This window comes from Cohnella lubricantis (genome assembly GCF_014212015.1).
GTDB classification, from domain to species: Bacteria; Bacillota; Bacilli; order Paenibacillales; family Paenibacillaceae; genus Cohnella; species Cohnella lubricantis.
Window position 1 is genome coordinate 60708 of sequence record NZ_JACJVN010000055.1, and the last position, 23265, is coordinate 83972.

The following is a 23265-nucleotide window of genomic DNA, read 5'->3' on the forward strand; positions in this document are numbered from 1 at the left end:
GTTCGGTCTGTTGGTACTATCGGTTTACCTCTCCGCGTATGCCCCGTCTTCGTAGCGCCAGATCGGGCTCTTGTAGTCATGTCCGGTCTTAGCGGCCTGCCGGACCTTCTCTTCGTCGATCTCGATGCCCAGCCCCGGAAGCGAGGGGCGTTGGACGAAGCCGTCCTTAAAGTCGAACACCTCAGGATTCGCGACGTAGTCCAGCAGCTCGACCTGCTGATTGTAATGAATGCCGATGCTCTGTTCCTGGATGATCGCGTTCGGCGTGCAGAAGTCGAGCTGCAGAGACGCCGCGAGACACATCGGCCCCAGCGGGCAATGAGGCGCGACGGCAACGTCGAACGCTTCCGCCATCGCCGCGATCTTGCGGCCCTCCAGAATGCCTCCCGCATGCGACAGGTCGGGCTGAATAATGTCAACCGTTCCTTCCGTCAACACCTGCTTGAAGCCCCATCGGGTGTACATTCGCTCGCCGGTTGCGATCGGGATCGTCGTATGCGCTTTGAGATCCTTAAGCGCTTCATTGTTCTCGGGAAGGACGGGCTCCTCGATGAACATCGGACGGAACGGTTCAAGCTCCTTCGCCAGCACCTTGGCCATCGCTTTGTGGACGCGGCCGTGAAAGTCCAACGCGATGCCGAAATCCATGCCGACCGCTTCGCGCGCCGCAGCCATCCGCTCTACCGCCGCCTCGATCTTGACGAACGAATCGATGTAATTCAAATCTTCCGTCGCGTTCATCTTGAGCGCCGTAAACCCCGCTTCTTTCCTTTGTCTCGCCTGCTCGGCAATGTTGCTCGGTCGGTCCCCGCCGATCCATGCATACACGCGCATCTTGTCGCGGCAAGCGCCTCCCAGCAGATCATATATAGGCGCGTTATAATATTTGCCCTTAATATCCCACAGCGCTTGGTCGATGCCCGAGATCGCGCTCGTCAAGATAGGCCCGCCGCGGTAGAAGCCGCTTCGGTACAGCACTTGAAAATGATCCTCGATTCGCATCGGATCCTTGCCGATCAAATAATCGCCGATCTCCTTGACCGCGGCCGCAACCGTATCCGCGCGGTTCTCCACGATCGGCTCGCCCCATCCGGCCAGCCCCTCGTCGGTTTCGATTCTCAGGAACAGCCATCTGGGAGGAACCTTGAACAATTCCAGCTTCGTTATCTTCATTGCCGCACCTCACGCTCGAATGTCCTTAACCCCCGGCGTCTATGCCGCCGCCGGGGGCTTCTTCTGTTTATTTCGACGCGAACAAGCCCTTGTACTTCTCGTTGATGGCATCCGTGATCTCCTGGCCGCCGGACTGCTTCCATTTCTCGACGAAGGCGTCGAAATCGCCGTCCAAATTCCATTCGCCCGTAATGAACTTGATGATGGCGTCGCTCTCCAGCTTGCCGAGATCCGGATACTTGGAAGTGACCTCCGGAACGGACCACAGCACAGCCGGCACCTTGCGTCCCTCCATTCCCTGATCCAACTGCTTCGCGAATTCCAGCGACGATTCCGGATAATCGTGCTTCTCCATATAAGTGGATTTCTGCGTATACATGCCGTAGAACAGACCGGCGCCGATACTCAGCTTATTGGCTTCCGAAGCGTATTCCGGCTTGCTGACCGCCCTGCCGTCCACGAGATCGTAGTGTTTGCCCTCGATCCCGAACGAAGCGAGCAGGAACGTGCTCTCGTCCGTGGATAACGCTTCGAGAATCTCGTAGATCTTCTGCTTCTTAGCGGGATCCTTCTCGACCTGTACGCCCATTGCGGCAAAGCCTTGTTTGGCTCCGTAGGAGAACGCCGTTCCCGGCCCGTATGGACCGTCCAGCGGCTTGCCGACGACGATGCTGTTGTCCGGATTGCTGGCCTTGAACGCAACGCCGAGAATACCGACGGTCTCGTCGAATTGGAACGACATCCAATCCCGAATGCCGACTTTGCCGTTGTAGAAGTCGTTATGAGCGTCCTGCGCATTCTTCGTGATGAATTCCGGATCGATCAAATCCTCTTTGTACCATTGCTGCAGCTTTCGGAACGCTTCGCGCGAGTTGTCCGAGATCAGGCCGTTGGACACGACGCCGTTCTCATCTGCATACCAGTCCGGCCTAGCTTGGTAAGCGCCGAACAAAGTGGTGAAGTTACGGCGGTCCGTACCGGCCGCGGATATGCCGTACGTGTCCTTCTTCCCGTTGCCGTCCGGATCGTCGTTGCGGAATTTCCGAATTACGTCCTCGAACTCCTCCAAGGTCTTGGGAGGTTCGGCATAGCCGATCTTCGCCAGCCAATTGGCATTATAGCCGGGCAGGAACGGCAAGTTCCCGATGGGCCAGGCGAACGGGACGCCATAGCTCTTGTTGTCGTACAGTCCGAAAGTCCACAGCGTCGGATCGATCTCATCGATCATCGCTGCGTATTGGGGCATACGATCCCGAATCTCTTGCTCGGGCAGCTCGGCTACGACGCCCTGCTGCGCCAATTGGGCCAATTGGCCGGGAGATTCCGTATAGATGACATCCGGTATTTCGCCCGCGCTGATTTTCAAGAACATCTGCTCATTGTAATTCTGTCGTTCAACGCGAATGTTCTTGAACTTCACGTTGAACTTCTCCTCCAGCGCCTTCTGCACCTCCGTGCCGTCCTTCTCCGGCGGGTTAAAGCTTAGCCAAGAGATCTCGATCGGCTTCTCGCTGCCGCTTGATGGTCCATCTCCCGTGCCGCTTGCCGTACCAACGCTCGAGCCGTTAGCGCCTCCGCCGCTGCATGCCGCCAGCGACGAGCCGATCAAGACCGCCGTCACTCCGTGTAGCCACTTCTGCGTACCGCCCTTCATTCGAACCCCTCCACCAATCGTTATTTATGAAATGCTAAGCGGGCTTAGCCTTTCAACGAACCGACCAATATCCCTTTCACGAAATATTTCTGGATGAACGGATAAACGACCAAAATAGGCAGCGTGGAGACCATCAGAGCGGCGGCTTTGATCGTCTCCGGCGTCACGATCTCAACGCCAGGCGCTTGGTTCATCATGGCGTTCAGCTCTTGCGCCTCGTTCGAGACGATCAGCTTGCGCAGGAACATCTGAAGAACGATCTTGCCGGGATCTTGAATGTAGAGCATAGCGTCGAACCAGGCGTTCCAATGGTTGACGACCTGCCATAGCCCAACGGTGGCTAGAATAGGCTTGGACAGGGGCAGCACAATGGAGACAAAGCTTCGGAAGTCCCCCGCGCCGTCGATCTTGGCGGAATCCTCGAGCTCGTCGGGAATCTCCATGAAGAAATTGCGCATGATGAGCAAGGAGAACGTCGGGATCATAACCGGCAAAATGTAGACCCACATCGAGTCCATAAGGCCGATATTCTTGATCAGCATATACGTCGGAATGAGTCCACCGCTGAAGAACATCGTGAATACGATGAACAACGTATAGAAGGAACGATGAGGCAAATATCGCTTGGACAACGGGTAGGCTGTAAGCGCAATCATAAATAGCGCTATAAAAGTTCCCCCGGCTGCTCTTATTAATGTGTTGCGGTAACCGATCCAGATCAGGCCGTACTCGAACGTCTTGCGGTAAGCCTCCAGCGAGAACTCAAGCGGATATAGATGGGGACCCGGCCGAATCGCTTCTGCCGGCGTGCTGAGCGATACCGACAGAAGATGAACGAAAGGATACAGCATCGCCGCGCACATCAGCGTAATGAACAAGACCAGAAAGACCTGAAAGACTCTCTCCCCGCGCGTCATCAGATTCATGGCTCCACCTCCTGGCGTCGATTCCCGGAAAGTCCGGTTAGAATATCCCTTCCTGGCCCATCTTCTTGACGGCGTAATTCGCCAGAATCAGCATGAGGAAGCCGACCACGTTCTTGAACAGGCCGACCGCCGTCGTCAAGCCGTATTGGAACTGGCCGATGCCGACCCGGTAGACGTAGGTGTCGAGAATGTCGGCGACGTTGGATACGGCCGCGTTGGACAAGTTAAATATCTGGTCGAAGCCCGCTTCCATAATGCCGCCGATCCTCAGCAGCAGCATGACCGCGATGACAGGCAGGATGCTCGGAATCGTAATGTGCAGCGTCTGCTTCCAACGGCTTGCCCCATCCACGATGCCGGCTTCGTACAGATGCGGATCGACGCTGGCCAGCGCCGCTAAATAAACGATGGTGCCCCATCCGATCTCCTTCCAAATCCCGGAGACGACGAGCGTGAACCGGAAGTAGTGCGGATCGCCCATAAAGTAAATCGGTTCGACGCCGAACAGCCCGAGAAGATAGTTCAGAATGCCTTCGGAGGGAGATAGAATCGTGGTCAGCAAGCCGGCAAGCACGACCCACGACAGAAAATGAGGCAAATATGAGATCGACTGCGTAATCCGTTTGAACAGCTTCGAGCGGATCTCGTTGAATAACAGCGCGAGCGCAATCGGCGCCGGAAATCCGAAGATGATGTGCAGAAAGCTGATAATCAGCGTGTTTCTTAGAATCAACGGAAACTGGTCCGAGCCGTAGAACAACGTTCTGAAATGGTCGAATCCGACCCACGGGCTGCCGCTGATGCCGTCCATAATCCGGAAATCCTTGAAAGCCAATTGAATGCCGTATAGAGGCGCATAATGGAAGATTACATAGAATAGAAGTCCCGGGACGAGCATCAGCAATATACCGCGGTGCTTCCGATAGGTCCGCCATACCGAGGGCTTCCGCATGACTAGCCCGCCTTGCGGCGTTTGCTTCGCGACTTGTTCCATAGCGTGTTGGATGACCCCTTTCCCCCCGCTGGGATTATGTGCCGAGATTCCAAACGACAATCCGCTCCTCCGTCATCTCTCGGATCGCATACTTCGGACCTTCCTTGCCCCAGCCGCTCTCCTTCACGCCTCCGTACGGCATCTGGTCGGCCCGGAACTGGGAAGCGTCGTTGATGATGACTCCTCCTACGCGAAGCTCTCGCGCCGCCCGGAAGGCAGCCTCAGCATTCCGCGTGAAGATTCCCGCTTGCAAGCCGTAGCGCGAACGATTCACTGCCGCGATGCAGCCGTCCAGATCGCGATACTTCATGAGGCCGACGACGGGAGCGAATATTTCTTCGCACACGACCTTCATAGCGTCATCGACGCCTGTTAAGATGGTCGGCTGCAGAACCGAGCCGTTCCGAATGCCGCCGCACTCGATCGTGGCGCCGGCCGATTCAGCCTCCTTGATCCAGCGCTCCGCCCGAATCGCCTCCTTCTCGCTGATCATCGGCCCGACCTGGGTGGAGGCATCGTAAGGATCTCCCGCGATCAACGCCTTCGTCTTCTCCGCCAGCAGGCCGACGAACGGCTCCCAGACGCGGTCGTGAACATAGATCCGCTGAACGGAGATGCACACTTGGCCCGCGTTGGCGAAGCTCTTCGCCGCGCATAGATCGGCGGCCAATTCCAGGTCCGCATCCTCATGCACGATAACGGCCGAATTGCTCCCCAGCTCGAGAAGCACGTTGCGCAATCCCGTATCCTGCTTCAGCCTCCTGCCAACCTCCGGGCTCCCGGTGAACGTATAGAGCCCGATTCGCGGATCCTGCGCCAGCCAGCTCCCGACCGTCTCCCCCGAGCCGACGACGACGTTCAGCAGCCCCTTCGGCAGCCCCGCCTCCTCCATGAGCTGCGCTAGCCGAATCGCGGACAGCGGCGTCGCGGAGGCCGGCTTAACGACCACGGCGTTGCCCGCGGCCAGAGCCGGGGCGATCTTGTGGGCGGCAAGGTTGAGCGGCACGTTAAACGGCGTAATGGCGCAGACGACGCCGATCGGCACCCGGATCGTGAACGCCATTCGGTTCTCGGCGCCGGGGGCGCTCTCCACGGGAACCCCTTCCCCGTGAATTCGTTTGGCTTCCTCTGCCGAGATCTCCACCGTCTGCGCCGTTCGTTCCACTTCGGTTAGCGAATCGGCGATCGGCTTGCCTGTCTCGGCCGTAATCAGCTCCGCAAGCGCTTTCTTCTCCCGCAGCAGCAATTCGCTCGTTCTCTTTAAGATGGAGAATCGTTCATACGGAGACAGGCGGATCGTCTCGAAGGCCCTGCTGGCCGCAGCGACGGCCAGATCCACTGTCCTTCGGTCCGCGACGGCGACGGTGGCGATAACCCGGCCTCTGTATTTGTCGTAGACGTCGAGAGCAGCCCCCGTCTCCATCAGCTCTCCGCCGATCGGCAGAGCGTAATGCTTGATCGTCATGACAATCCTCTCCCTTGTTCAACCTTGTTCAAGCTGCTCGGCCTTGCGCCAGCCTTGTGCTTGGCCGTAGAAGTACCAGACGCCGTGCTCCATTACGATGCCTTGCGTTATACCGCTGTGCAGCTTCGCTTGTCTGACGAATTCCTCCGGGCTGGCGGTATTCTCGGCGAACATATGAACGTGCATCGGCACCGCGATCGCCGGTTGGATGTGCGAGGCGAGCCGAACGGCATCCTCAATATTCATGCAGCCCAATCTGCCGTTGATGCAGCACATCATCAAGTCCGGCCGGTCGCCGGCGATTCCGATCAATTCGTCCGAGTAGACCGTATCTCCGGTGATGTAGACTTTCGTCCCTCCAATAGTAAGGATGTAGCCTACGCTGTCCTCGGTATGGACGGCCAAGACGGCCCGAATCCGTGCGTCTCCGATCTTCTTCGACTCTCCCCTGCGGACCGTGATCAGCCGCTTCGGATGGAGCCCCAATTCAAGCAGCCTGCTGATGCAGGACGGAGGGCCATAGAACAAGGCGTCCGGGTTGTTCGCCGCGATCACGGGCACCGATTCCTCATCCAGATGGTCCCGGTGATCGTGCGTGAACAGATAGCGATCGCCTCTCCAGGCTTCCGCGCTTGCGGGAGGCTCGATCACCCGGTGGTAACCGACATACCGCGAGCACACATTCGAGAGATAGGGATCGACATGGATGACGAGGCCGGACGCATCCTTGAAGGAGAATCCCGCTTGCCCCGTCCAAGATAAGGCAATCTCTCCCGTCTTCGGCTTTAACAATTGCTGGAGAGTGGCGAACCGATTCATAACCCCGCCTCGCTCGCGGCGCGCGCCGCGTCCCGGAATTGCAGCGCCCTTCGGCCAACGGCCTTCCAATCGCGGTTCTGGACCAGCTCTGGGCCAAGCAGATGGACGCTCAGTCCGATCGAGCATACGCCGGCGCGGAACAGCTCTTCGGCCATGTCGAGACGGACGCCGCCCGTCCCCATGAACGGAATGTCCTCCAGCGGACCTCGAAGCTGCCGGATATATTCGGGACCGACCACATTGATCGGGAAAATCTTGATGATATCCGCCCCGCTATCCCAGGCGCGCAGTACCTCCGTCGGCGTGAACGCGCCGGGAACCGACAGCATGCCGGCGTCCTTGGTCGCACGGATCACATCCGCGTTGACATTAGGCGAGATGATAAAGCCTGCTCCTGCGTCCGCGACCTGGCGTACCTGCTTGACCGTCAGCGCCGTGCCGGCGCCGATGCGCACCTCGCTTCCCATCCGCCTCCGAAGCAGCCGAATGATATCCGCCGCGTTAGGGGTGTTCATCGTGACCTCGAAGTATCTGACGCCGGCCTCGGCAAGCGTCTCGGTGACTGCAAGGCAATCATCGGCCTTCAAGCCGCGGTAAATCATCACGAGCGGAAATTGACTTTGCTCGGCTAGAAACCGCTTAGCATCATTCACTTGTTGTCCTACCTTTCTGCAATAGATGGCTGCATTCTCCGATTCCGGAACCGAAGAGAGAACAGCACGTTGGCAAGCAGTGCTGCCGGATGCTGCAGCAAGACGGCAGCCATGATCGGAACGGCCGCGTCCGGCGGTAAATACAAATGGGCCAGAACAAGGGCCGCTGTGTAATTCCTAACGCTGCTAGAGAAGGTATAAGCGATCTCCAACGGTCGTTGCAGCTTCAGAACGTAGAGCACACCCCAGTTAATCGCATAGCCGCCAACGATCAAGACCCCCATCAGCATCGCCGCTCTGCCGATCTGTCCGCCGCCTCGCATGGCAGGCCCTGCGACAGAAGCCGCATTGAGCAGAACGATGATGAGCAGCAGCGCCTTCGAGACGAGGGACGTCACACTCTTCGCGCGTTCTCCCCGTTGCGGAACCAAATGTCCGAACAGCATGCCCAGCGCGCAGGGGACCAGCACGTATACGGCAAGCCCGAACGCGATCTCCGCCGTATCGAATCCGATGCTCTCGCCGTAGTACAGGATGAGCGTCAAGGGAACCGCCGCCGGTGCGATCGCCGTACTGATGGTAATCATCGATACGACGGTTCCGATATGCCCTCTGGCCAGTCCCGCCCACGCTACGGCAGTGACGCCGGCCGGCATGATCTGCGACAGGATGACGCCTTGCTCAATAGAGCCGTCCAGCCCGAATGCCTTCATCATCGCGAACACGACCGCTGGATATAGAATATGGCTCGCTGTCAGGGCGATCAGAGTCGGCCGGTAATTGCGTCCCACGTCCAGAATGTCTTGTGCCTTCAATCCCAAGGAGGTGAGCAGCGTCAGAAGCATGAACAATAATGGCACAATTCCCGCCGCGTCCCCGAGTGTGCGATGGAATAAGAAGCCCGTCAATATCATTAGCGGCAAGAGAACGGCATTAAACTTGTCGAATGTCCGATTCCAGAAATTCATAGGCGCGCCATTGATAGAATGCTTAACGGATGGCTGTTCTCACTTCCAATCTTGGATATTATCGTTATATAACAACGTTATAACATAATGATCTTTTGGTCAATGGATTGAAGTAAATTAATGATATTTTTGTTAAAAAAGACGAGAGGCCCGCGATTGCGGTTACGTCTCTCGTCTTGAGGTCACTACATTAAATCACTTCGCGCTCGTCGTTGCCTGGGAGAGCGGGGAATGGCGCATGCGGCTCCGCTTGGTACCAGATCGCCGTGGCGGCAATATCGCTCTGCTGCGGCAGATAGCGTCCGTGGGAGCGCCAGCCGAGGTCCTGAATCGTGACGCGCAGCTCCTGCTCGAACCGGATCGGGTCCATCACATGCCAGCGGTACATGCCAAACCGCGTCTGGCTGTTGTACAGACCGTCCGGCTTGATGACCTGGTGCATGCCCAGATACGGCGTCGAATACGTGCAATACGTGCCTTGCGGCTGCTCCCAGTTCCATGCGCCGCCGAAGTAGTCTTCGGTGCCGGTGCCGCAGATCGTCGGGAACTCGCCATCGCCATCCATGTAGAACTTGATCTCGCCTTCGCCCCACCAGCCTTTGTTGTTCACTTGCCAAGCGAGGTACGTGCCGACGTAATGGCCTTTGCCCTTAACGCCGTCGAGCACCGTGAACACTTCCTTGTACGGAACCGGGTTCGTCCGGCGCCAGGAAGCATGGAAGTAGGCGGTATCCTCCGGCACTTCCGTTAATGTATAGTCGATCTGATAGTACAGCACGGCCTTGTCAGGCGAGCGGTTCTCCATCGTCACCTTCGCAGAACGGCGGAACGGCATCTGCCAGTAGCTGTTCATGCCGCCTGCGGGATTAACCGCGATCGGCAGCGAGTTGACGTTGGTGCGCTCCTGCCAGCCGTTGCAGAAGAAGTCGCCGACCGGCACTTCAACCGACGGCTGCTCCTCTCCGTCCCAGTAGATGCGGAAGATCATATTGCGCCAGAACGTCGGGAAGCAGGTCAGCCAGATATGCTGGATCGCGCCGGGTCCTTGAATCTCGCCCATCGTGAACGTCGCGCCCGGCTCGATCTCGACGGAAGGGGACACCTTCCAACCGATGCCCAGCTCGCGGGAAGGGCCTGCGCCCGTTCCCGTCATCGCCATAGCTCCTTTGCCCTTCTCACCGGTGAAGTTCTCCGGGCTGATCGATCTTGTCTTCGCATCCGACAGCAGCGCCAAGTTGCCCAAGCCCATATTCAATCCGTTAAATCCGTTCATTCGGATCCGCCTCTCTCGCAATTAGGAATGTGTTGTAGAAAATATTAGTTCGATACGGAAGGAAACTCTCCGATTCTCAGCTTCGTGCCGCCGTATGGAACCAGCTCCAGCTCGACAGCCGGCTGACCTTCCGTGTCCGGCACGAGCGGCGGCGCATCGGCGTTGTTGCCCTCCATCCGCCAGTTCCGGACGAGCTTGCCCTTCGTGACGATCTTCACCGGGCTTCGGCTCGCGTCGAACGGCTGGAATGGGACAGGCGCTTCCTCGGCTCGGCTCTCCGCATCGGCCAGCAAGCCGTACTTCCACTGCGCGGCGGGATAGATCTCCCAGTCGTGGAACCTCTCCCGCTGCTTCAGCAGCTGCCAGTTCTCGACGATCGGAAGCGCGTAGACGAGCGGACCTCTCTCGACGCTGACGGCATAAGAGCCGCGTACGCTTCGCTTAATCTCCATCGGCAGCGACAGAAGCGCCGTATCGCCATCCTTCCAGACTCGCTTGACGGTGGCGAACCCGCGCGACACGTGCAGCTCGACAGCCTCCCCGTTCACGAGAAGGGACGGCCGCTCACACCAAGCCGGGATGCGCCAATCGATCGCGAACGTCTCCTCCGCCCGGTCAAGCGAGATTCGGATCAGGGCCGTCTCCCGGAACGGGTACGCGCCATCGACATTCAGAAGAGCCTTAACGCCGGAGCCTACGACGGCCGACACGCGGCAGGGCACATAGCTGACCGCCGCCAAGCCGCCGCCCGGCGCCGCCATCCATGCATGGGAAGCCAGCTTCGGCCAGCCCTGGTGCATGTTGGCGGTGCAGCAGCCGAAGTTCGGCTCGAGGCCGAACAGGTTGGCCTCGTCGCCATTGCTCCAGTCGCGCTTCGCGACGTTGCAGACGATCTGGTTCACCTGCTGGTCATACTGGTGCGACGTCCAGTCTGTCGAGATCGCCGCCGGCAGGGCGTTGAACGCCACCTTCTCGAGGATGTCCCCGAACTGCCCGTCTCCGAAGATGCGCACCAGCTGCTCCATCGTGAACATGTATTCCACGACCGCGCACAGCTCGACGCCCTGCGAAGGGTGGGTGCCCGACAGCCATTCATCGCCCGAGAACATGCCATGCGCCTGCCCGTGATACGTCATCAGGCTGGCGATGCCGCGCTTGATCGCTTCGAGCTGCTTCGGGTCTCCCGTCAGCTCATGCAGAACGCCCGGCGTCTTGACGCCCATCGCCACGTTGACGACATGCGTCCGCCAGTCCCAATGCTCCACCTTGCGCCAGAACGGGAAGTCGTGCAGAATCGCCGTCCAATCCGTCGTCTGCCCGGCTACGATGCGCGCGAGCTCCAACAGGAACGGCTCTTGCGTCTTCTTGTGCAGCCAGAGGATGCACAGCAGCATCTCCGCGCCGCGCGTCTTCGCCCAGCCGTCCAGCGGCTGCTCTTCGATATGGCTGCGAACGTATCGCATGTACTTCATGAGGAAGGGCACGACCCTCGCGTCGCCCGCGGCCTCTTCATGCTGCATCAGAACCTTCAGCATGATCATGTAATGCCACCAATCCACCTGGAGATTGACATCGAGGTTCACCGTGTGGATGAACGTCGGCCCGAAGCCGCCGTCCTCCCGCTGGCTGTTCAGCGTCCACTCGATCCAGCGGTTCGCCTTGGCGATCAGCTTCTCGTCCTCGAGCAGATACGCCAGCGGCAGCAAGCCGTCCAAGTAGTAGGGACCCCGCTCCCAGCTGTCGCCGGCTCCGCCGATCCAGCCGTTGTCCGGCCCGACGTCGGGCCAATGCTCTTCCAGGTGGCCGGTGAAGCCGTCCGCCTGGATGCGCAGCTGATCCTTCAGCCAACCGGCAGGTTTAATGCTGCCAAGCGGCAAATTCATGTATGCGGAAGGCTGCAATGGCATGATAAGTTCACCTCGTTCGTAGGGATGGTTCTCGTTGCTCAGGATCGAAATGTCGTAACGTCGATGAGCCGCCATCTCATCGCTTCATCACGTTACAGCGTAATTGAGTAGCCGCAGGCCGACACTTCCACGCCGCTCAAGTCTCCATGAAGAACCTCGACCTCGAACCGAAGGATGCCCGTCGCTTCGTCCTTGCGCTGACGGTACACGCCCCAGCCCTTGCCGGTGCTCCAGAAGCAAGAGAAGCCGTCCTCGTTCACGGCCGGGCTAAAGCTCATGCGCCCGCGCGCCATGTCGTATTCGAAGCCGCTGAGCGCGATGAGCAGCCCCCAGCTGGACATCGAGCGCGCGTAGTGATGGCCGCATTCGACCTCGTTCCACGGGCTTCGCTTGAAGCCGTCCTGCCGATCGCGCACGGCCTTCACCACGCTCAGCGCTTCCTCCAGCGCCCCCTGATAGATCAATTCCACCGCTACCTGGTATTCGATCCCCGTCCACACCTCATCGGAATAGACGAACGGAAGCTTCGGCCGGCCGCCGTTCGGCCACGAGCAGAGCAGCAGGCCTTGCTCGTCGTTCAAAGCGTACGTGCGCTGGCAGTTCGCATGCTCGGAGAAGTCGGCGAGGAAATTGTGCCGGTAGACGGCTCGGATCGCGCTGGCAAGCTTATCCCCGTCGATCAGGTCGCCTAGCCCGTACAGATGCGCGAGCTGCTGGCCGAACAATTGATCCGACAGGCAGCCGATCCCGTGCTGGTACTTGTGGCTGTCCGGGTCGTCCAGCCGCTGCACGAAATATTCCCCGTTCCACGTCAGCTCGCTTAACCGCTCTGCGCTCGCAGCGGCTTGCTCCGCGTAGCGCCGCGAAGCCTCCTCTTCGCCGAGATAGCCCGCGATCTCAGACGCGGCCTTCAAAGCGCCGAGCAGCATGAAGCCCATGAGCGGATTCGGTCCGTAGAACTCGATGTCGTACGTGTTGTGCTGCTCGCCGTCCAGGACGAGGTCGCCGTCCGTGTCCCACTGCTTGAACGCATAGGCCAGCGCGCGCTGCGCATGCGGCCAGAGCTGCCGGAGGAAGGCGTCGTCGCCGGACAGCTTCCAATCCCGGTATAGACGCATGACCGATCCGAGCTGGCCGTCCGCGGCGGCGTGCGGCACCCGGTCTCCCCACATGAAGTCAACGCCGAACCGCTTCATCGCCCGGAAGTTCATTCGGCCCGCCTCGTCTGTCTCAAGCAGGAACTCGGTCTCCCGCAAGTTCCGTTCCAGATCCGGATAGAGGAACGCCAGCGTCTGCGCGTAATTCCAGACGTGCGTACACGAGCCTTCGCAGCTGCCGAGGTCGTCGAACGTTCCTTCGAAGCCGTAGAACGCGCCGTCCTCCAGCCAGAAGCATGTCGTGCCCCGCAGCACCGGCATGTTCCCGGCAATCGCGTCCAGGACAGGCTCCGGCAGCGTGCTGCTGAAGAGAGCATCGCGGAACCGGAACGTCTCCTCCCGCAGCCGTTCCCGGTTGCGAAGCAGATAGAGGCCGGCGTCCCACGAGCTGGAAAAGCGGGTCGCATAATGATTGCGCGCCGTCTCCCGGCCCGGCCGCGTATCCCGAACATGCTCGTACCAGCCGTTCATTCGATTCGGGAAGTACCAGGACAGCACGAATTCGAACGACTTCGTCTCGCCGGGCGCAAGCGTCTCAATGACACCTATGGAGCCTGTATCCGTCTTGTGCTCGTCCGAAGGCGTCTCGTAGCCGAGATCGGTCAGCCGCCCGTCCGACGTGAAGTCGTCCCAGAACTCTTGGAGAAAATCGTACCAAGCCCCCCGCAGCCATGCCCGCTTGTACGTGACGTTCTTGCCGGTCGTCATAAGCGCAAGATTGCCGTATTTGACGTCGGACGTCTCCCATTTGCGCGAATGCAGATAGAGGCCGGCGTACGAATCCTCCTCTCGGAATTCGTTGACATTCTGGCCGCACGGCATCTCCCAATGCAGGTTGCTGAACCGGTCGTACGTGATGCCGCCAATCGGATTGATCAGCGATCCAGCCACGACGACCTCTGCCGGCCGATTCCCCGTATTGGTGATCCGGTAAGTCAAGTAAGCGCCCGGGATGCCGGAATCTTCCGCGTTCAGCGGAATCATCGGCGTATAGGCTTCCAGCTCGGCTCGGATCGGAAGCTTGTCGTCCTCCAGCGCCACGTGGGCCACCGGATAAGCGCCTGCAAGCTCCGAACGGGCCATTCTAGGCAGCCCGGCGGACGACAGCGGGTGATAGCCGTGGGAGAGGGAATGCGGCGGCTGCAGCTTGGACTCCAATATTCTCGCCATCGGCTCGCCTCCTTCCGGCTGCACCCGAATCGCGAAGAACGTGTTCGGCATCGCCGTTCCCTTCGCTGGATTGTTGAAGATCTCCCAATCTCTCAGCTGCCCGCGGCTGCCGAGCGATACGTTGCCCGTGCCAATGCCTCCCAGCGGGAACGCGGCTTCCGCCGCGGTCCCCGGATAGGTGCGGCCGAAGACGCGTGAATTCGTCTCATTCCCGGTGATTCCCCGTGTCTCTGCCTTGGCCATCGATATCTTCTCCCCTCTCGATATACGGTTTAGATGACGCCCTTGCGGATGATCAGATTCGCATAGAGAGCGCTCTCGCTCGTAGCGACGACCGCATACGCATTCTTGACCCTATCGTAGAACGCTTGACGCTCCATCTGCTCGAACGGCTGGTCATTGCCGGAATGCTCTGCGGCGATCGCCCGGTACTGCTCCCAGATCGGCGTCTCCGCCGGATCGCCGGGATCGACCTTCATGAGCGCGAACGCGTGCTTCGCGTTCGCATCCACCGGCAGCAGGCTCAGAATATCCGCCATCAGCTCCGGAATCGCATGGCCGTCGCAGCGAACGAGCCGCTTCGCATGGCTGGCCGCCGGGAAGTTGCCGTCCGCCAGCACGAGCTCGTCCCCGTGGCCCATCTCCATCAGCACCTTGATCAGATCCGGCGAGATTCGATTGGATATGCCTTTCAACATGCCGTGTCCCCCTTGTCCATTGCCCCGAATCGCATCTCGTTTTATAATGGAAATTGCTTTTGCATGACAACGTTTGCAACCTGATCTTATCAAATCCCATCCATATTCGCTTTACTTTCGCTTGTGATTACTTATCCGATCTTGCTATCATGGAGGGGTTATTCGATGAATACCGAAGCGGAGCTTCGCCTTAAGCTGCTAAGGCAGATGTCGCCCAACGTTCGCCGCGCCTTTAACCACCGCACGCCGGAGATGAGGCTGAAGCCTCGCATTATTTTCGACTATGAGCTGCTTTATATGGAGAGAGGAACGCTCCGTCTGCGCATCGAAGAGAAGCTGCATACCGTTATTCCCGGCGACATTGTCCTGATCAAGCCAGGCATCGAGCACGAATTCCTCGGCTCCGAAGGAGAGTGCTGGATGCCCCATATCCACTTCGACGTCATGTACGAGGACAACTTCGAGACGGTTCCGGTCAACTTCAAATCCCGGGAGGAATGCACCGCGGAGGAGCTTCGCCTCATTCGTCCCGATCTGCTCGGCGATGCGCTGGGCATGCCCGATCTCATTCGGATCGGCAATCACGGCGAGGTACACCATACGCTGATGAAGCTGATTCACGCCTACGACCGAAGGGACGAGGAATTCGCTATCCTGCAGAAGTCGCTTGTCCTTCTCTTGCTTCACCAGCTGGCGAAAGGGATCGAGACGCTGGAGAACCCGCTGCTCTCTCTGCACGAGAAGGCGTTGGAGCAGACCGTGACCCACATCGTAGAACGCTACAACAGCACCGTAAGCCTGGAAGAGCTGTCTAAGATCGCATGCCTGAGCGTGTTCCACTTCTCCCGCCTGTTCAAAGAGAAATACGGCTTGTCTCCGCACCAATTCCAAATCCGCAGGCGCATCGAGAAATCCAAGGAGCTGATCGTCTTCAGCCGGCGTTCGTTATCCTCCATCGCCGAGGAGGTCGGTTACGGCAGCGTCTATGCGTTTAGCAAGGCGTTCAAGCAAGCCGAGGGCGTGTCCCCGCGCCAATACGCTCGCGCTTACTCCGGGGAATGACGCGCCGTGCTTCGCTAGTTGAAGAGCGGTCCTCAGCGTCTCCCCTGCGGGCGTGGCCCCGGTCACCCGGGCGACTTTGACCGCGTTGGTCCCGTACAGCTCAAAGTCGAAGTTAGAGGCGGAGTCGTTAGAAGAGGCTGCCGTTGCCGCGAATGCGGACGAAGGCGCCGCCTCTCAATGAATCCGAATCTGCACCTTCAGCAGCTCCGGGTCCTTCGGCTTAGCCAGGAATTCCGGCGTCTCCTCCAGCGTGATCACCTTGGATACAAGAGGCTCGAGCTGGACGCGCCCTTCCTTCACCCACTCGAATGCCGGCAGGAACGTATAGTTGATCGCCATCGACCCTAGAATCGTCCAATCCTTGTGATAGACGTCAAACGGATTGACCCGGATTTGCGCGTCCTTCGGCGTGACGCCGAATTGCAGATATTTGGCCGTCTTGCCGAGATGCGTCATCGCCTTCTCGATAACGGCCGGAATGCCCGTCGCGTCGACGACGACGTCGAACTTGCGGCCGGCCAAAGCATCCGCTTGGCTCTTCGCGTTCACCGATTCCGTCGCACCGAGCGACCGCGCCAGCTCCAACTTGCGATCCGACACGTCGACGACCGTCAGCTTCCCTGCGCCGAGACGCGACAACGACTGCACGAGCTGCAGTCCCATGGCGCCCGCGCCGAACAGCAGGACGGATTGCCCCGCTTGCAGCTGCAGCCGGTTCATCGCGTGGACGACGCAAGCCATCGGCTCGATGAACGCGGCGGTAGCCATCGACATCGAGTCCGGGATCTTCACGACGTTACGGACGGGGACTTTGACGAATTCCGCCATGCTGCCGTCCACGGTATTGCCGAGCGCTCCCCAATTCTCGCATTGGTTGCCCCGGTTGGTCAGGCAATAGGCGCATCGGCCGCAGAACAGCGATGGATCCGCCGTCACGCGGTCTCCGACCCCGAAGCCTTCCACGCCCTCGCCGAGCTGATGGATCGTACCGGCGAATTCATGCCCTGGGATGATCGGATAAGGAGACAGGAACTCCCCTTCGAAAATATGAAAATCCGTTCCGCAAATGCCGACCCGCTCGACGCGGATGACGACCTCCCCCGCTCCGGCGATCGGATCGGGCACTTCCTTCATGACCGCCTGATGCGGCTTCTCGATCACAAGCGCCTTCATCGTGCTCCACCTCTCTTAGTTGGCTTGATAGATTAGCTATGACTCCAATAGGTCTCGGCAGCTGCCGGCCTAGACGGAGAAGGGAGACCGCAGCCGCAGCGGCTCCCTCCTGTGAATCGTTTAATTCTTCATTAAGCTGATATCATCCGCTTGAATCCACGTATCTCCGTTGTACGCCCACATGCCGGCGTAGATCTCGACGCTGTGGCTGCTGCCGGAATTGAAAGTTACACTCAGTTGCGTATAGTCCGGCAGATTGCCGAACTTCGTCTCGTTCAGAATAGCTCCACCGTTCAGCAGCCGGGCTCCGAAGTACCCGTCGGCGTTATTGCTCGACGTCTTCGCCCATCCCGTCAGTGTATAGCTCGTATTCGGCTCGACGAACACCTCTTGCTTGATCGCGTTCCAGCCGCTGTCATAACGCGCGAAGCCGTTGTTCGCTCCCGTGCGCGCGTAGCCGAGGTTCCGGTCGACGCCCGCATTCCCGTTCGCGTACCAAGGCGACGTCAACTGCGAGGACGGCTGCGATTCGAAGCCGGCATGGCCGACGAGGTTCGCGTCCTTCAGGACGCTGACGTCGTCCAATTGCAGCCACGTGTCGCCATCCGCCCACAGGCCTGCGTACAGCTCGACGATGGAATTGCCGCCCGAGTTGAAGTGAACGGTAAGCTGCGTATAGTCCGGCAGATTGCCGAACTTCGTCTCGCTGATGACGGCGCCGTCGTTCGGCAGCCTTGCGCCGAAGTAGCCTTCGGTGTTGTTGCTGGACGTCCTTACCCAGCCCGTCAGCGTATAGTTCGTATTCGGCTGCACGGCAATGCGCTGCTTAATGGCGTTCCAGCCGCTGCCGTTGCGCACATAACCGTTGTCCCGGCCCGTTCGGGCATAGCCGAGGTTCCGGTCGATGCCGCCTTCTCCCGTGACATACCATGGCGCCTCAATCGGCGTCTCGGTCTGCGTCTCGAAGCTCGGATCGGAGATAATGTTGTCGCCCAGCATATCGCTCGTAAGCGTCGCCTTCATAAGATGCGTGTTGTAGTCGGGATACCAGGTTGACATGATGAAGTATAAGTCGGGGCCGTTATTGGATAACGGATGCATGAAGGCGTTGTATTGGCCAAGCCCCGTGAAGTTGCCCGGAACGAGAATCTTCTCCCCGCTCCACGGACCGATCGGCGTCGGGGCGTCGCGCAGGACGATCGCTTGGCGGTCTTCATTCAGATACGTCATGATATAACGGTGAAAATACGTGTTGTACGCGACGGACATCTCGCCGGCGACGCCAATCGCCACCGGCCGCGCAGCCGCTTCGCTGGCCACCCAGCCATTGCCGTCCCAATATCGGTAAGCATTGATGTCCAGCAAGCTGTTCTCCGGCACGCGGGCCAAGGAGACGTTGCCGAAACGGCCGTTCGGCGTGGCGTACATGTAGACGAACCCGCTATCCTTCAAGAACGCCGCCATCTGGAAGTTGTCGTCCCACGTCGACGTATTGTTGTACCACTTCGCCGCCTGGCTCTTCGTCCAAGTCTGGCCGTTGTCGTCGGAGTAGGCGATCCCGGAATAGTTCGTGTACCAGCGGCCCGCATCTCCCCAGTGATGGACCGACATGTAATGAATGTAGCTGCGATTGCCGACCGTCACGCCCGCCGTCGGAATCACCGACATCTCGTCATTGTTGATCTTCTTGGACGACAGAATCTCCTTGGCGTAGCCGGGCGAGCTCTGGATCATCGTGTCGAACGTCAGTCCGTCCGACAGGTTCGTGTCTGAAGAGATCGCCAGCACGTTGCTGCGCGTCCAGTTGCCGGCGTTATCGTTCGTATCGCCGAATGCGATGAAGTATTGCCCGCCGCCCTTGTCCCACACGATGCCCAGATCGGTCCCGCCGACATTGTAGTTGGCCGCCGTTTGGTTCGGATTGGGCAGCGTCTCTCCCGAAGGCGTCGCGCCGGTCACTCGCGAGATCATCGTCGTTCCCGTCGGCGTCAGCGCTGACGCTGTGCCGATCTGCACCGCTCCAACCGTTAAGGCGATAGCTAGACAAGCTGTCCATACTCGGGTCTTTCTCATCATTTCCACCTTCCTTAATAAGGGATTAGGTCCTGATGACTGACAGAGTAGACATCTATCGGTCAAACGACGGTCAAGCCTTCTTCCCTTCCAGCATCGCGATACCGTACGCCGGCAGCTCCAATTCGAGCTCGCCGGAAGCGGAAGGAGTTCCTGCGAACGGCTCTTCCCCGCCTGCCGCCGCATACAGCCGCCCGGCCCATCCATTCACGCCGTAAGCTCCCGGTTCGAGCCGGACGCGCACCCGCTGCGTCTCGCCGCTCGCGTTGGCGAAGAACAGCCCCACGCTCTCCTCCTTGAACTGCCAAGCGGAATGTACGACGGCGTCGACTTCCAGCGCGCCGGAATCATTGTACTCCGGCGTCTCCTTGCCGTGGTTGTAGTGGAACCATTCCGCGCGTATTCGCTCGCTCTCGAACGTTAGCGGCTTCAGCATCCGGCCGTACGCCCAATACTTGTTCGCGGCGCCGACCCGCAGCTTCGCGTACAAACCGAGGTAGGCCGCACGCTCGGTAGAGAACGCGTACCCGCGCGGTTCGAACCGGTAATAATGCTCCTCCGGCCCGTTCTCCTGGCCGTCTTCGAGCGCCTCCATCGGGCTGTACTCGTAATTGAGCTCATAGAGTCCGCCCCACAAGTACGTGCGCGCCACTGTGAAGAAGTAGAGATTGCCGATCTCTTGGACCAGCTTGCCCCAGCCGTCCATCCGCAGCGCGCCGTATTCGTGATAGACATAAGCGAACATCGGAATCAGCTCCGCATCGCCCGTCTTCAGCAGATCTCGAACCGGCCACAGCTCAAGCGGCGCCGCCGGCTGCCCGCCTGCGCGCGCCTGATAGTAGTCGATCAAGTCCAGCATCGTCTCGTTCATCATCTCGGTGCCCATCGGCACGTACTTCCCGGCGACCTCCGCCATCGCGGCCTTCGTATCGGCGTAATTGCGGCGGTAGGCCTCTTCGATCTGCCGTCCCGCGCCGACCGAATGGCCGTGCGAATCATCCATGCATACCTTCATAATGTTGTTGGCGGAGATGTCGTAGTAGATCGCATCCACCCCGACAGTCCGCTGCAGCTCCGCGTCCCTGCGCACATGGAAGTCGCGGGCGTAAGGATGCGCCGGGCAGAGGAACGGGAACTTGTAGGCATCGACGCTCTTCTTATTGTCCGGGAACTTCTGAGCGGCCGCTCGTCCTAGCTCGCCGTCCGCGCCGCCGAAGTGATAGAGATAGTCGAATTCAAACGGCGCATAGCGGTCGCCGTATTCCTTCATGACCGCGAGATTGTCCGCGTTGAACCGCGTCGGGAACCAGTCGTCGAAGCCGCCGGGTACGCCCCAGCCGAACGTCTGCGGCGCGTTCGTCCAGTCAGGCCCGAGCACATGGAACATCGGCGTCCCGATGTGCTCGTGGTACTTGCGCAGCCAAGCTGTGCGGTCCGAGCCCGCATTGATCCCGAATGTGGCGACGCCCATCTCCTTGTACAGCCACTCGAAGCCCTCCGCCGGCGCGCGATCCGCCGCGAGCCCGCGAGAGCACCATTTCTGCCGAATCGCCCATGTCTTGTAACGATCTGCCGCCTCGTGCCAGCCGCCTCCTTCCAGCAGCGTCACCTGCACCGGATACGGCGGCGATATTCCCTTGCCGGGACCGATATCCTCGCAGCCGTGTATGAATGATGCTTCCAGAAGCCCGCTCCCATTCTTGTAGAAATTGAGCCACTTCGGATGACCCTCGCCATCCATTGCCGCGAAGTACAGCCCGCCCCGATTCAAACCGTAATAGCAGAAGAACTGCATCGTCGCGCCGGAGAAGCTCTCCGGGTACGGCATGTACCGGAAGCCGCTTCCCTCCTGAGCGAAATGCTTGAGCGGGCTTCGCACCTTCACGCCGGTTGCGAACGGATGCGCGGCATAATCGTCCCGCCCCTCGTCCGTTATCGCCTGCAGATTGGGGAAGATCGGGTATTCCAGGCTGTGCAGCCTCTGCTCCGAACCATTCTCGGCGCGGCAGTCGAAGTTGACTTCTCCTTCCTCCGATGCCAGCGCCGCCCGTGCTGTCACCGTCACGCCCGCCTCCGTCCGCCAAGTGAACGACACTTGCCAGACACTGCCGCATTCGTCCTTCGCCGCCGACCACTCGAAGGACGAGAAGGCGCCGCTCGCGCCTTCATCCGTCTCCAGCCGGAACGGCTCGCTTCCCGCCGACTCCGCCGTATACTCGATTCCCTTATGCGCGTCGCGCAGCGAACGGATCGTGCCGTCCGTGTCGCTGAACTCCAGTCGGATGCGTTTGTTCTCCAGTACGATCAACTTCGTCAACCTCCTTATACCAAGCCGGTTACTTCAAGCCGGAGATTTTGATACCCTTGATGATGTAACGCTGGAAGATCAAGAACAGGATGAGCGTCGGCGCGGCAGCCAGCCCGGTGCCTGCCATCAAGAGCCCCATCTCGGAGCCGCGTTCGGAACGGAAGTTGTACAAGTACTGCATAATTTGAGTCAGGTCTGGATTCGTGATCGTCATCGTCGGCCAGACGAACGAGTTCCAGTACCCCAGATATGCCCCGATTCCGACGATCACGAAGACCGGGAACGACATCGGGATGAAGATGCTGGTGAAGATCCGGAAGCGTCCCGCACCGTCGATGAGCGCCGCTTCTTCGAGCGCGAGCGGGATGTTCAGATAGAATTGCCGGATGAAGAACATCTGTCCGGCCGAGGCAATGCCCGGCAGCACCAGCACCGCGAGCGTGTCGAGCATGCCCAGCTTGTTAACGACGATGAAGGAAGTGAGCAGAATCGACATCGCGGGGACGAACATCGTCATAATGACGTAGACCCACAAGATCTTCTTGAAGCGGAACTCCAGGCGGGCGAACACGTAAGCCGCGCTGGAATTGATCAGCAAGGTAAGCACCGCGAACAGCACCGCGCCTCCGAACGTAACGAGCATCGCCCGGCTGAATAACGGATCGCCCAATATCTCGGCATAATTCTCGGTCAACCATTGCTTGGGGAAAAATCGAAACGGCGTCGCCAATACTTCTGTCTTGCCTTTGAAGCCCGCGATGACGACCCAGATCAGCGGGAATAAGGCGACAAACGCCACCAACCCGCCTACGATCGTCAGCAAGCCGCTTTGGATCGAGCCTCTCTTCTGCATGTCCGTATCCTCCTTCCGGGTCCGTCACCCGTCTACCGCTTTCTCCGAATTGAGTACTCTGAAGATGATCGCCGAGATGGCGCCCAGTACCACGAACAACAGAAGCGAAGCGGCGATCGAGTTGCCGACCATCACGTCGTTGCGGAAGTGGTTGAAGATGTACAGGTTCGGCGTCGTCGTCGCGTCGAGCGGACCGCCGCCCGTCATGACGAGCGACAGCTCGTATTGGGAGATGTTCGCCGTGAAGCCGGTCACGAGCAAATAGAGAACGATATTGCGCATGAGCGGGATCGTGATATACCACATCTTCTTGAAGGCGCCGGCGCCTTCAAGCTCGGCCGCTTCGTAATAGCTCTCCGGAATGTCATAGAGGCCGGCCAGCATGATCAGGGAGGTGATGCCGAATCCCAGCCAGACGGCGGGAGCGGCGATACTCGGAAGCGCGGAGCCGACATCGGCGAGCCATGCCTTCGGCTCTACGCCGAATAAACCGAGCAGATAGTTCGCGAGACCGCCGGTATAGTCGTAGATGAAGACGAAGATAACGGATGCCACGATACCTGAGATAATCGTTGGAATATAAATGGCCGTCTTGACGAAGGAACCCATCTTAGGCCCAATATTCTTGATGATGTTGGCGAACAGGAACGAGAGAATCAACGTGCACGGAACGACCATCAACGTGAATTTAAGACCGATCCATACCGATTTGCCGAACACATCGTCCGTCAGAACCAAGTAATAGTTGCGGAAGCCGACGAACGTGGATTCTTGATAGAAGCTCCAGTTGTAGAAGCTGACGTAGAGCGAGTATACGAATGGAATGATGACGAATATCGTTAGCAGCGCCAGGATCGGAAGCAGCATCGTGTAGGCCATCGCATTATCCTGGCGGAAATTTCTCTTGAACATCTACGCTCATCTCCGTTTGTGGGGATG

Annotated in this window: 18 protein-coding genes; 1 reads left to right on the top strand and 17 read right to left on the bottom strand. The window is 59.2% G+C overall.

All coding sequences use genetic code 11. The annotated features are described in order from the left end of the window. Positions 1-24: 24 nt before the first annotated feature. The 12 genes from dgoD to H4Q31_RS13975 all read right to left on the bottom strand — a co-directional run bounded on the left by dgoD (position 25) and on the right by H4Q31_RS13975 (position 14857). Entirely contained in the window at positions 25-1173 is a 1149-nt protein-coding gene (dgoD, locus tag H4Q31_RS13920; protein WP_185179666.1) for a galactonate dehydratase, read from the bottom strand. 67 nt (positions 1174-1240) lie between these two features. Next, positions 1241-2827: an extracellular solute-binding protein gene (locus tag H4Q31_RS13925; protein WP_185179667.1), complete on the bottom strand. Its 1587-nt coding sequence runs from the start codon at positions 2825-2827 to the stop codon at positions 1241-1243. Positions 2828-2871: 44 nt separating this feature from the next. Then, on the bottom strand, positions 2872-3753 hold the full coding sequence (locus tag H4Q31_RS13930; RefSeq protein ID WP_185179668.1) for a carbohydrate ABC transporter permease: 882 nt from the start codon (positions 3751-3753) through the stop codon (positions 2872-2874). A gap of 37 nt (positions 3754-3790) precedes the next feature. Next, on the bottom strand, positions 3791-4705 hold the full coding sequence (locus tag H4Q31_RS13935) for an ABC transporter permease (protein ID WP_209703521.1): 915 nt from the start codon (positions 4703-4705) through the stop codon (positions 3791-3793). Positions 4706-4781: 76 nt separating this feature from the next. Beyond that, positions 4782-6212, bottom strand: a complete 1431-nt coding sequence (locus tag H4Q31_RS13940; RefSeq protein ID WP_185179670.1) for an aldehyde dehydrogenase family protein — start codon at positions 6210-6212, stop codon at positions 4782-4784. Positions 6213-6230: 18 nt separating this feature from the next. Then, positions 6231-7031 carry an MBL fold metallo-hydrolase gene (locus H4Q31_RS13945; RefSeq protein ID WP_185179671.1) on the bottom strand — a complete coding sequence of 267 codons (801 nt, stop codon included), beginning with the start codon at positions 7029-7031 and terminating at the stop codon, positions 6231-6233. Next, positions 7028-7684: a bifunctional 4-hydroxy-2-oxoglutarate aldolase/2-dehydro-3-deoxy-phosphogluconate aldolase gene (locus H4Q31_RS13950; protein WP_185179672.1), complete on the bottom strand. Its 657-nt coding sequence runs from the start codon at positions 7682-7684 to the stop codon at positions 7028-7030. Before H4Q31_RS13950 ends, H4Q31_RS13945 begins: the two co-directional genes overlap by 4 nt. An 8-nt stretch (positions 7685-7692) precedes the next feature. After that, positions 7693-8544 carry a bile acid:sodium symporter family protein gene (locus H4Q31_RS13955; protein WP_185179673.1) on the bottom strand — a complete coding sequence of 284 codons (852 nt, stop codon included), beginning with the start codon at positions 8542-8544 and terminating at the stop codon, positions 7693-7695. Positions 8545-8842: 298 nt separating this feature from the next. Further along, complete coding sequence (locus H4Q31_RS13960) at positions 8843-9925, bottom strand: glycoside hydrolase family 172 protein (protein ID WP_185179674.1); 1083 nt, start codon at positions 9923-9925, stop codon at positions 8843-8845. Positions 9926-9969: 44 nt separating this feature from the next. Beyond that, entirely contained in the window at positions 9970-11832 is a 1863-nt protein-coding gene (locus H4Q31_RS13965; RefSeq protein ID WP_185179675.1) for a beta-L-arabinofuranosidase domain-containing protein, read from the bottom strand. Between the two features lie 92 nt (positions 11833-11924). Beyond that, entirely contained in the window at positions 11925-14402 is a 2478-nt protein-coding gene (locus H4Q31_RS13970; protein WP_185179676.1) for a GH116 family glycosyl-hydrolase, read from the bottom strand. 29 nt (positions 14403-14431) lie between these two features. Further along, positions 14432-14857, bottom strand: coding sequence for an RbsD/FucU family protein (locus H4Q31_RS13975; RefSeq protein WP_185179677.1), 426 nt, complete (start codon positions 14855-14857; stop codon positions 14432-14434). Between the two features lie 165 nt (positions 14858-15022). On the opposite strand from H4Q31_RS13975, the gene H4Q31_RS13980 reads away from it, so the two are divergent. Continuing rightward, on the top strand, positions 15023-15919 hold the full coding sequence (locus H4Q31_RS13980) for a helix-turn-helix domain-containing protein (protein WP_185179678.1): 897 nt from the start codon (positions 15023-15025) through the stop codon (positions 15917-15919). A gap of 174 nt (positions 15920-16093) precedes the next feature. On the opposite strand, the gene H4Q31_RS13985 is transcribed toward H4Q31_RS13980, so the two are convergent. The 5 genes from H4Q31_RS13985 to H4Q31_RS14005 form a co-directional block, all read right to left on the bottom strand. Next, positions 16094-17092 carry a zinc-dependent alcohol dehydrogenase family protein gene (locus tag H4Q31_RS13985; protein ID WP_185179679.1) on the bottom strand — a complete coding sequence of 333 codons (999 nt, stop codon included), beginning with the start codon at positions 17090-17092 and terminating at the stop codon, positions 16094-16096. A gap of 120 nt (positions 17093-17212) precedes the next feature. After that, entirely contained in the window at positions 17213-19165 is a 1953-nt protein-coding gene (locus H4Q31_RS13990) for a DUF4185 domain-containing protein (protein WP_185179680.1), read from the bottom strand. A 73-nt stretch (positions 19166-19238) separates the two neighbouring features. Then, the gene (locus H4Q31_RS13995; protein ID WP_185179681.1) at positions 19239-21473 is read right to left on the bottom strand and encodes a DUF6259 domain-containing protein; all 2235 of its coding nucleotides are present in this window, start codon (positions 21471-21473) and stop codon (positions 19239-19241) included. A gap of 28 nt (positions 21474-21501) precedes the next feature. Beyond that, positions 21502-22326 (bottom strand): carbohydrate ABC transporter permease, encoded by an 825-nt coding sequence (locus H4Q31_RS14000; protein ID WP_185179682.1) that lies wholly within the window; start codon positions 22324-22326, stop codon positions 21502-21504. 24 nt (positions 22327-22350) lie between these two features. Further along, positions 22351-23238: a carbohydrate ABC transporter permease gene (locus H4Q31_RS14005; RefSeq protein WP_185179683.1), complete on the bottom strand. Its 888-nt coding sequence runs from the start codon at positions 23236-23238 to the stop codon at positions 22351-22353. Between the last annotated feature and the right edge of the window lie 27 nt (positions 23239-23265).

Bases quoted from the DNA above. Each gene is read 5' to 3' on its own strand.
- dgoD (WP_185179666.1), bottom strand. From the start codon at position 1,173: ATGAAGATAACGAAGCTGGAATTGTTCAAGGTTCCTCCCAGATGGCTG.
- H4Q31_RS13925 (WP_185179667.1), bottom strand. From the start codon at position 2,827: ATGAAGGGCGGTACGCAGAAGTGGCTACACGGAGTGACGGCGGTCTTG.
- H4Q31_RS13930 (WP_185179668.1), bottom strand. From the start codon at position 3,753: ATGAATCTGATGACGCGCGGGGAGAGAGTCTTTCAGGTCTTTCTGGTC.
- H4Q31_RS13935 (WP_209703521.1), bottom strand. From the start codon at position 4,705: ATGCGGAAGCCCTCGGTATGGCGGACCTATCGGAAGCACCGCGGTATA.
- H4Q31_RS13940 (WP_185179670.1), bottom strand. From the start codon at position 6,212: ATGACGATCAAGCATTACGCTCTGCCGATCGGCGGAGAGCTGATGGAG.
- H4Q31_RS13945 (WP_185179671.1), bottom strand. From the start codon at position 7,031: ATGAATCGGTTCGCCACTCTCCAGCAATTGTTAAAGCCGAAGACGGGA.
- H4Q31_RS13960 (WP_185179674.1), bottom strand. From the start codon at position 9,925: ATGAACGGATTTAACGGATTGAATATGGGCTTGGGCAACTTGGCGCTG.
- H4Q31_RS13965 (WP_185179675.1), bottom strand. From the start codon at position 11,832: ATGCCATTGCAGCCTTCCGCATACATGAATTTGCCGCTTGGCAGCATT.
- H4Q31_RS13970 (WP_185179676.1), bottom strand. From the start codon at position 14,402: ATGGCCAAGGCAGAGACACGGGGAATCACCGGGAATGAGACGAATTCA.
- H4Q31_RS13975 (WP_185179677.1), bottom strand. From the start codon at position 14,857: ATGTTGAAAGGCATATCCAATCGAATCTCGCCGGATCTGATCAAGGTG.
- H4Q31_RS13980 (WP_185179678.1), top strand. From the start codon at position 15,023: ATGAATACCGAAGCGGAGCTTCGCCTTAAGCTGCTAAGGCAGATGTCG.
- H4Q31_RS13985 (WP_185179679.1), bottom strand. From the start codon at position 17,092: ATGAAGGCGCTTGTGATCGAGAAGCCGCATCAGGCGGTCATGAAGGAA.
- H4Q31_RS13990 (WP_185179680.1), bottom strand. From the start codon at position 19,165: ATGAGAAAGACCCGAGTATGGACAGCTTGTCTAGCTATCGCCTTAACG.
- H4Q31_RS14000 (WP_185179682.1), bottom strand. From the start codon at position 22,326: ATGCAGAAGAGAGGCTCGATCCAAAGCGGCTTGCTGACGATCGTAGGC.
- H4Q31_RS14005 (WP_185179683.1), bottom strand. From the start codon at position 23,238: ATGTTCAAGAGAAATTTCCGCCAGGATAATGCGATGGCCTACACGATG.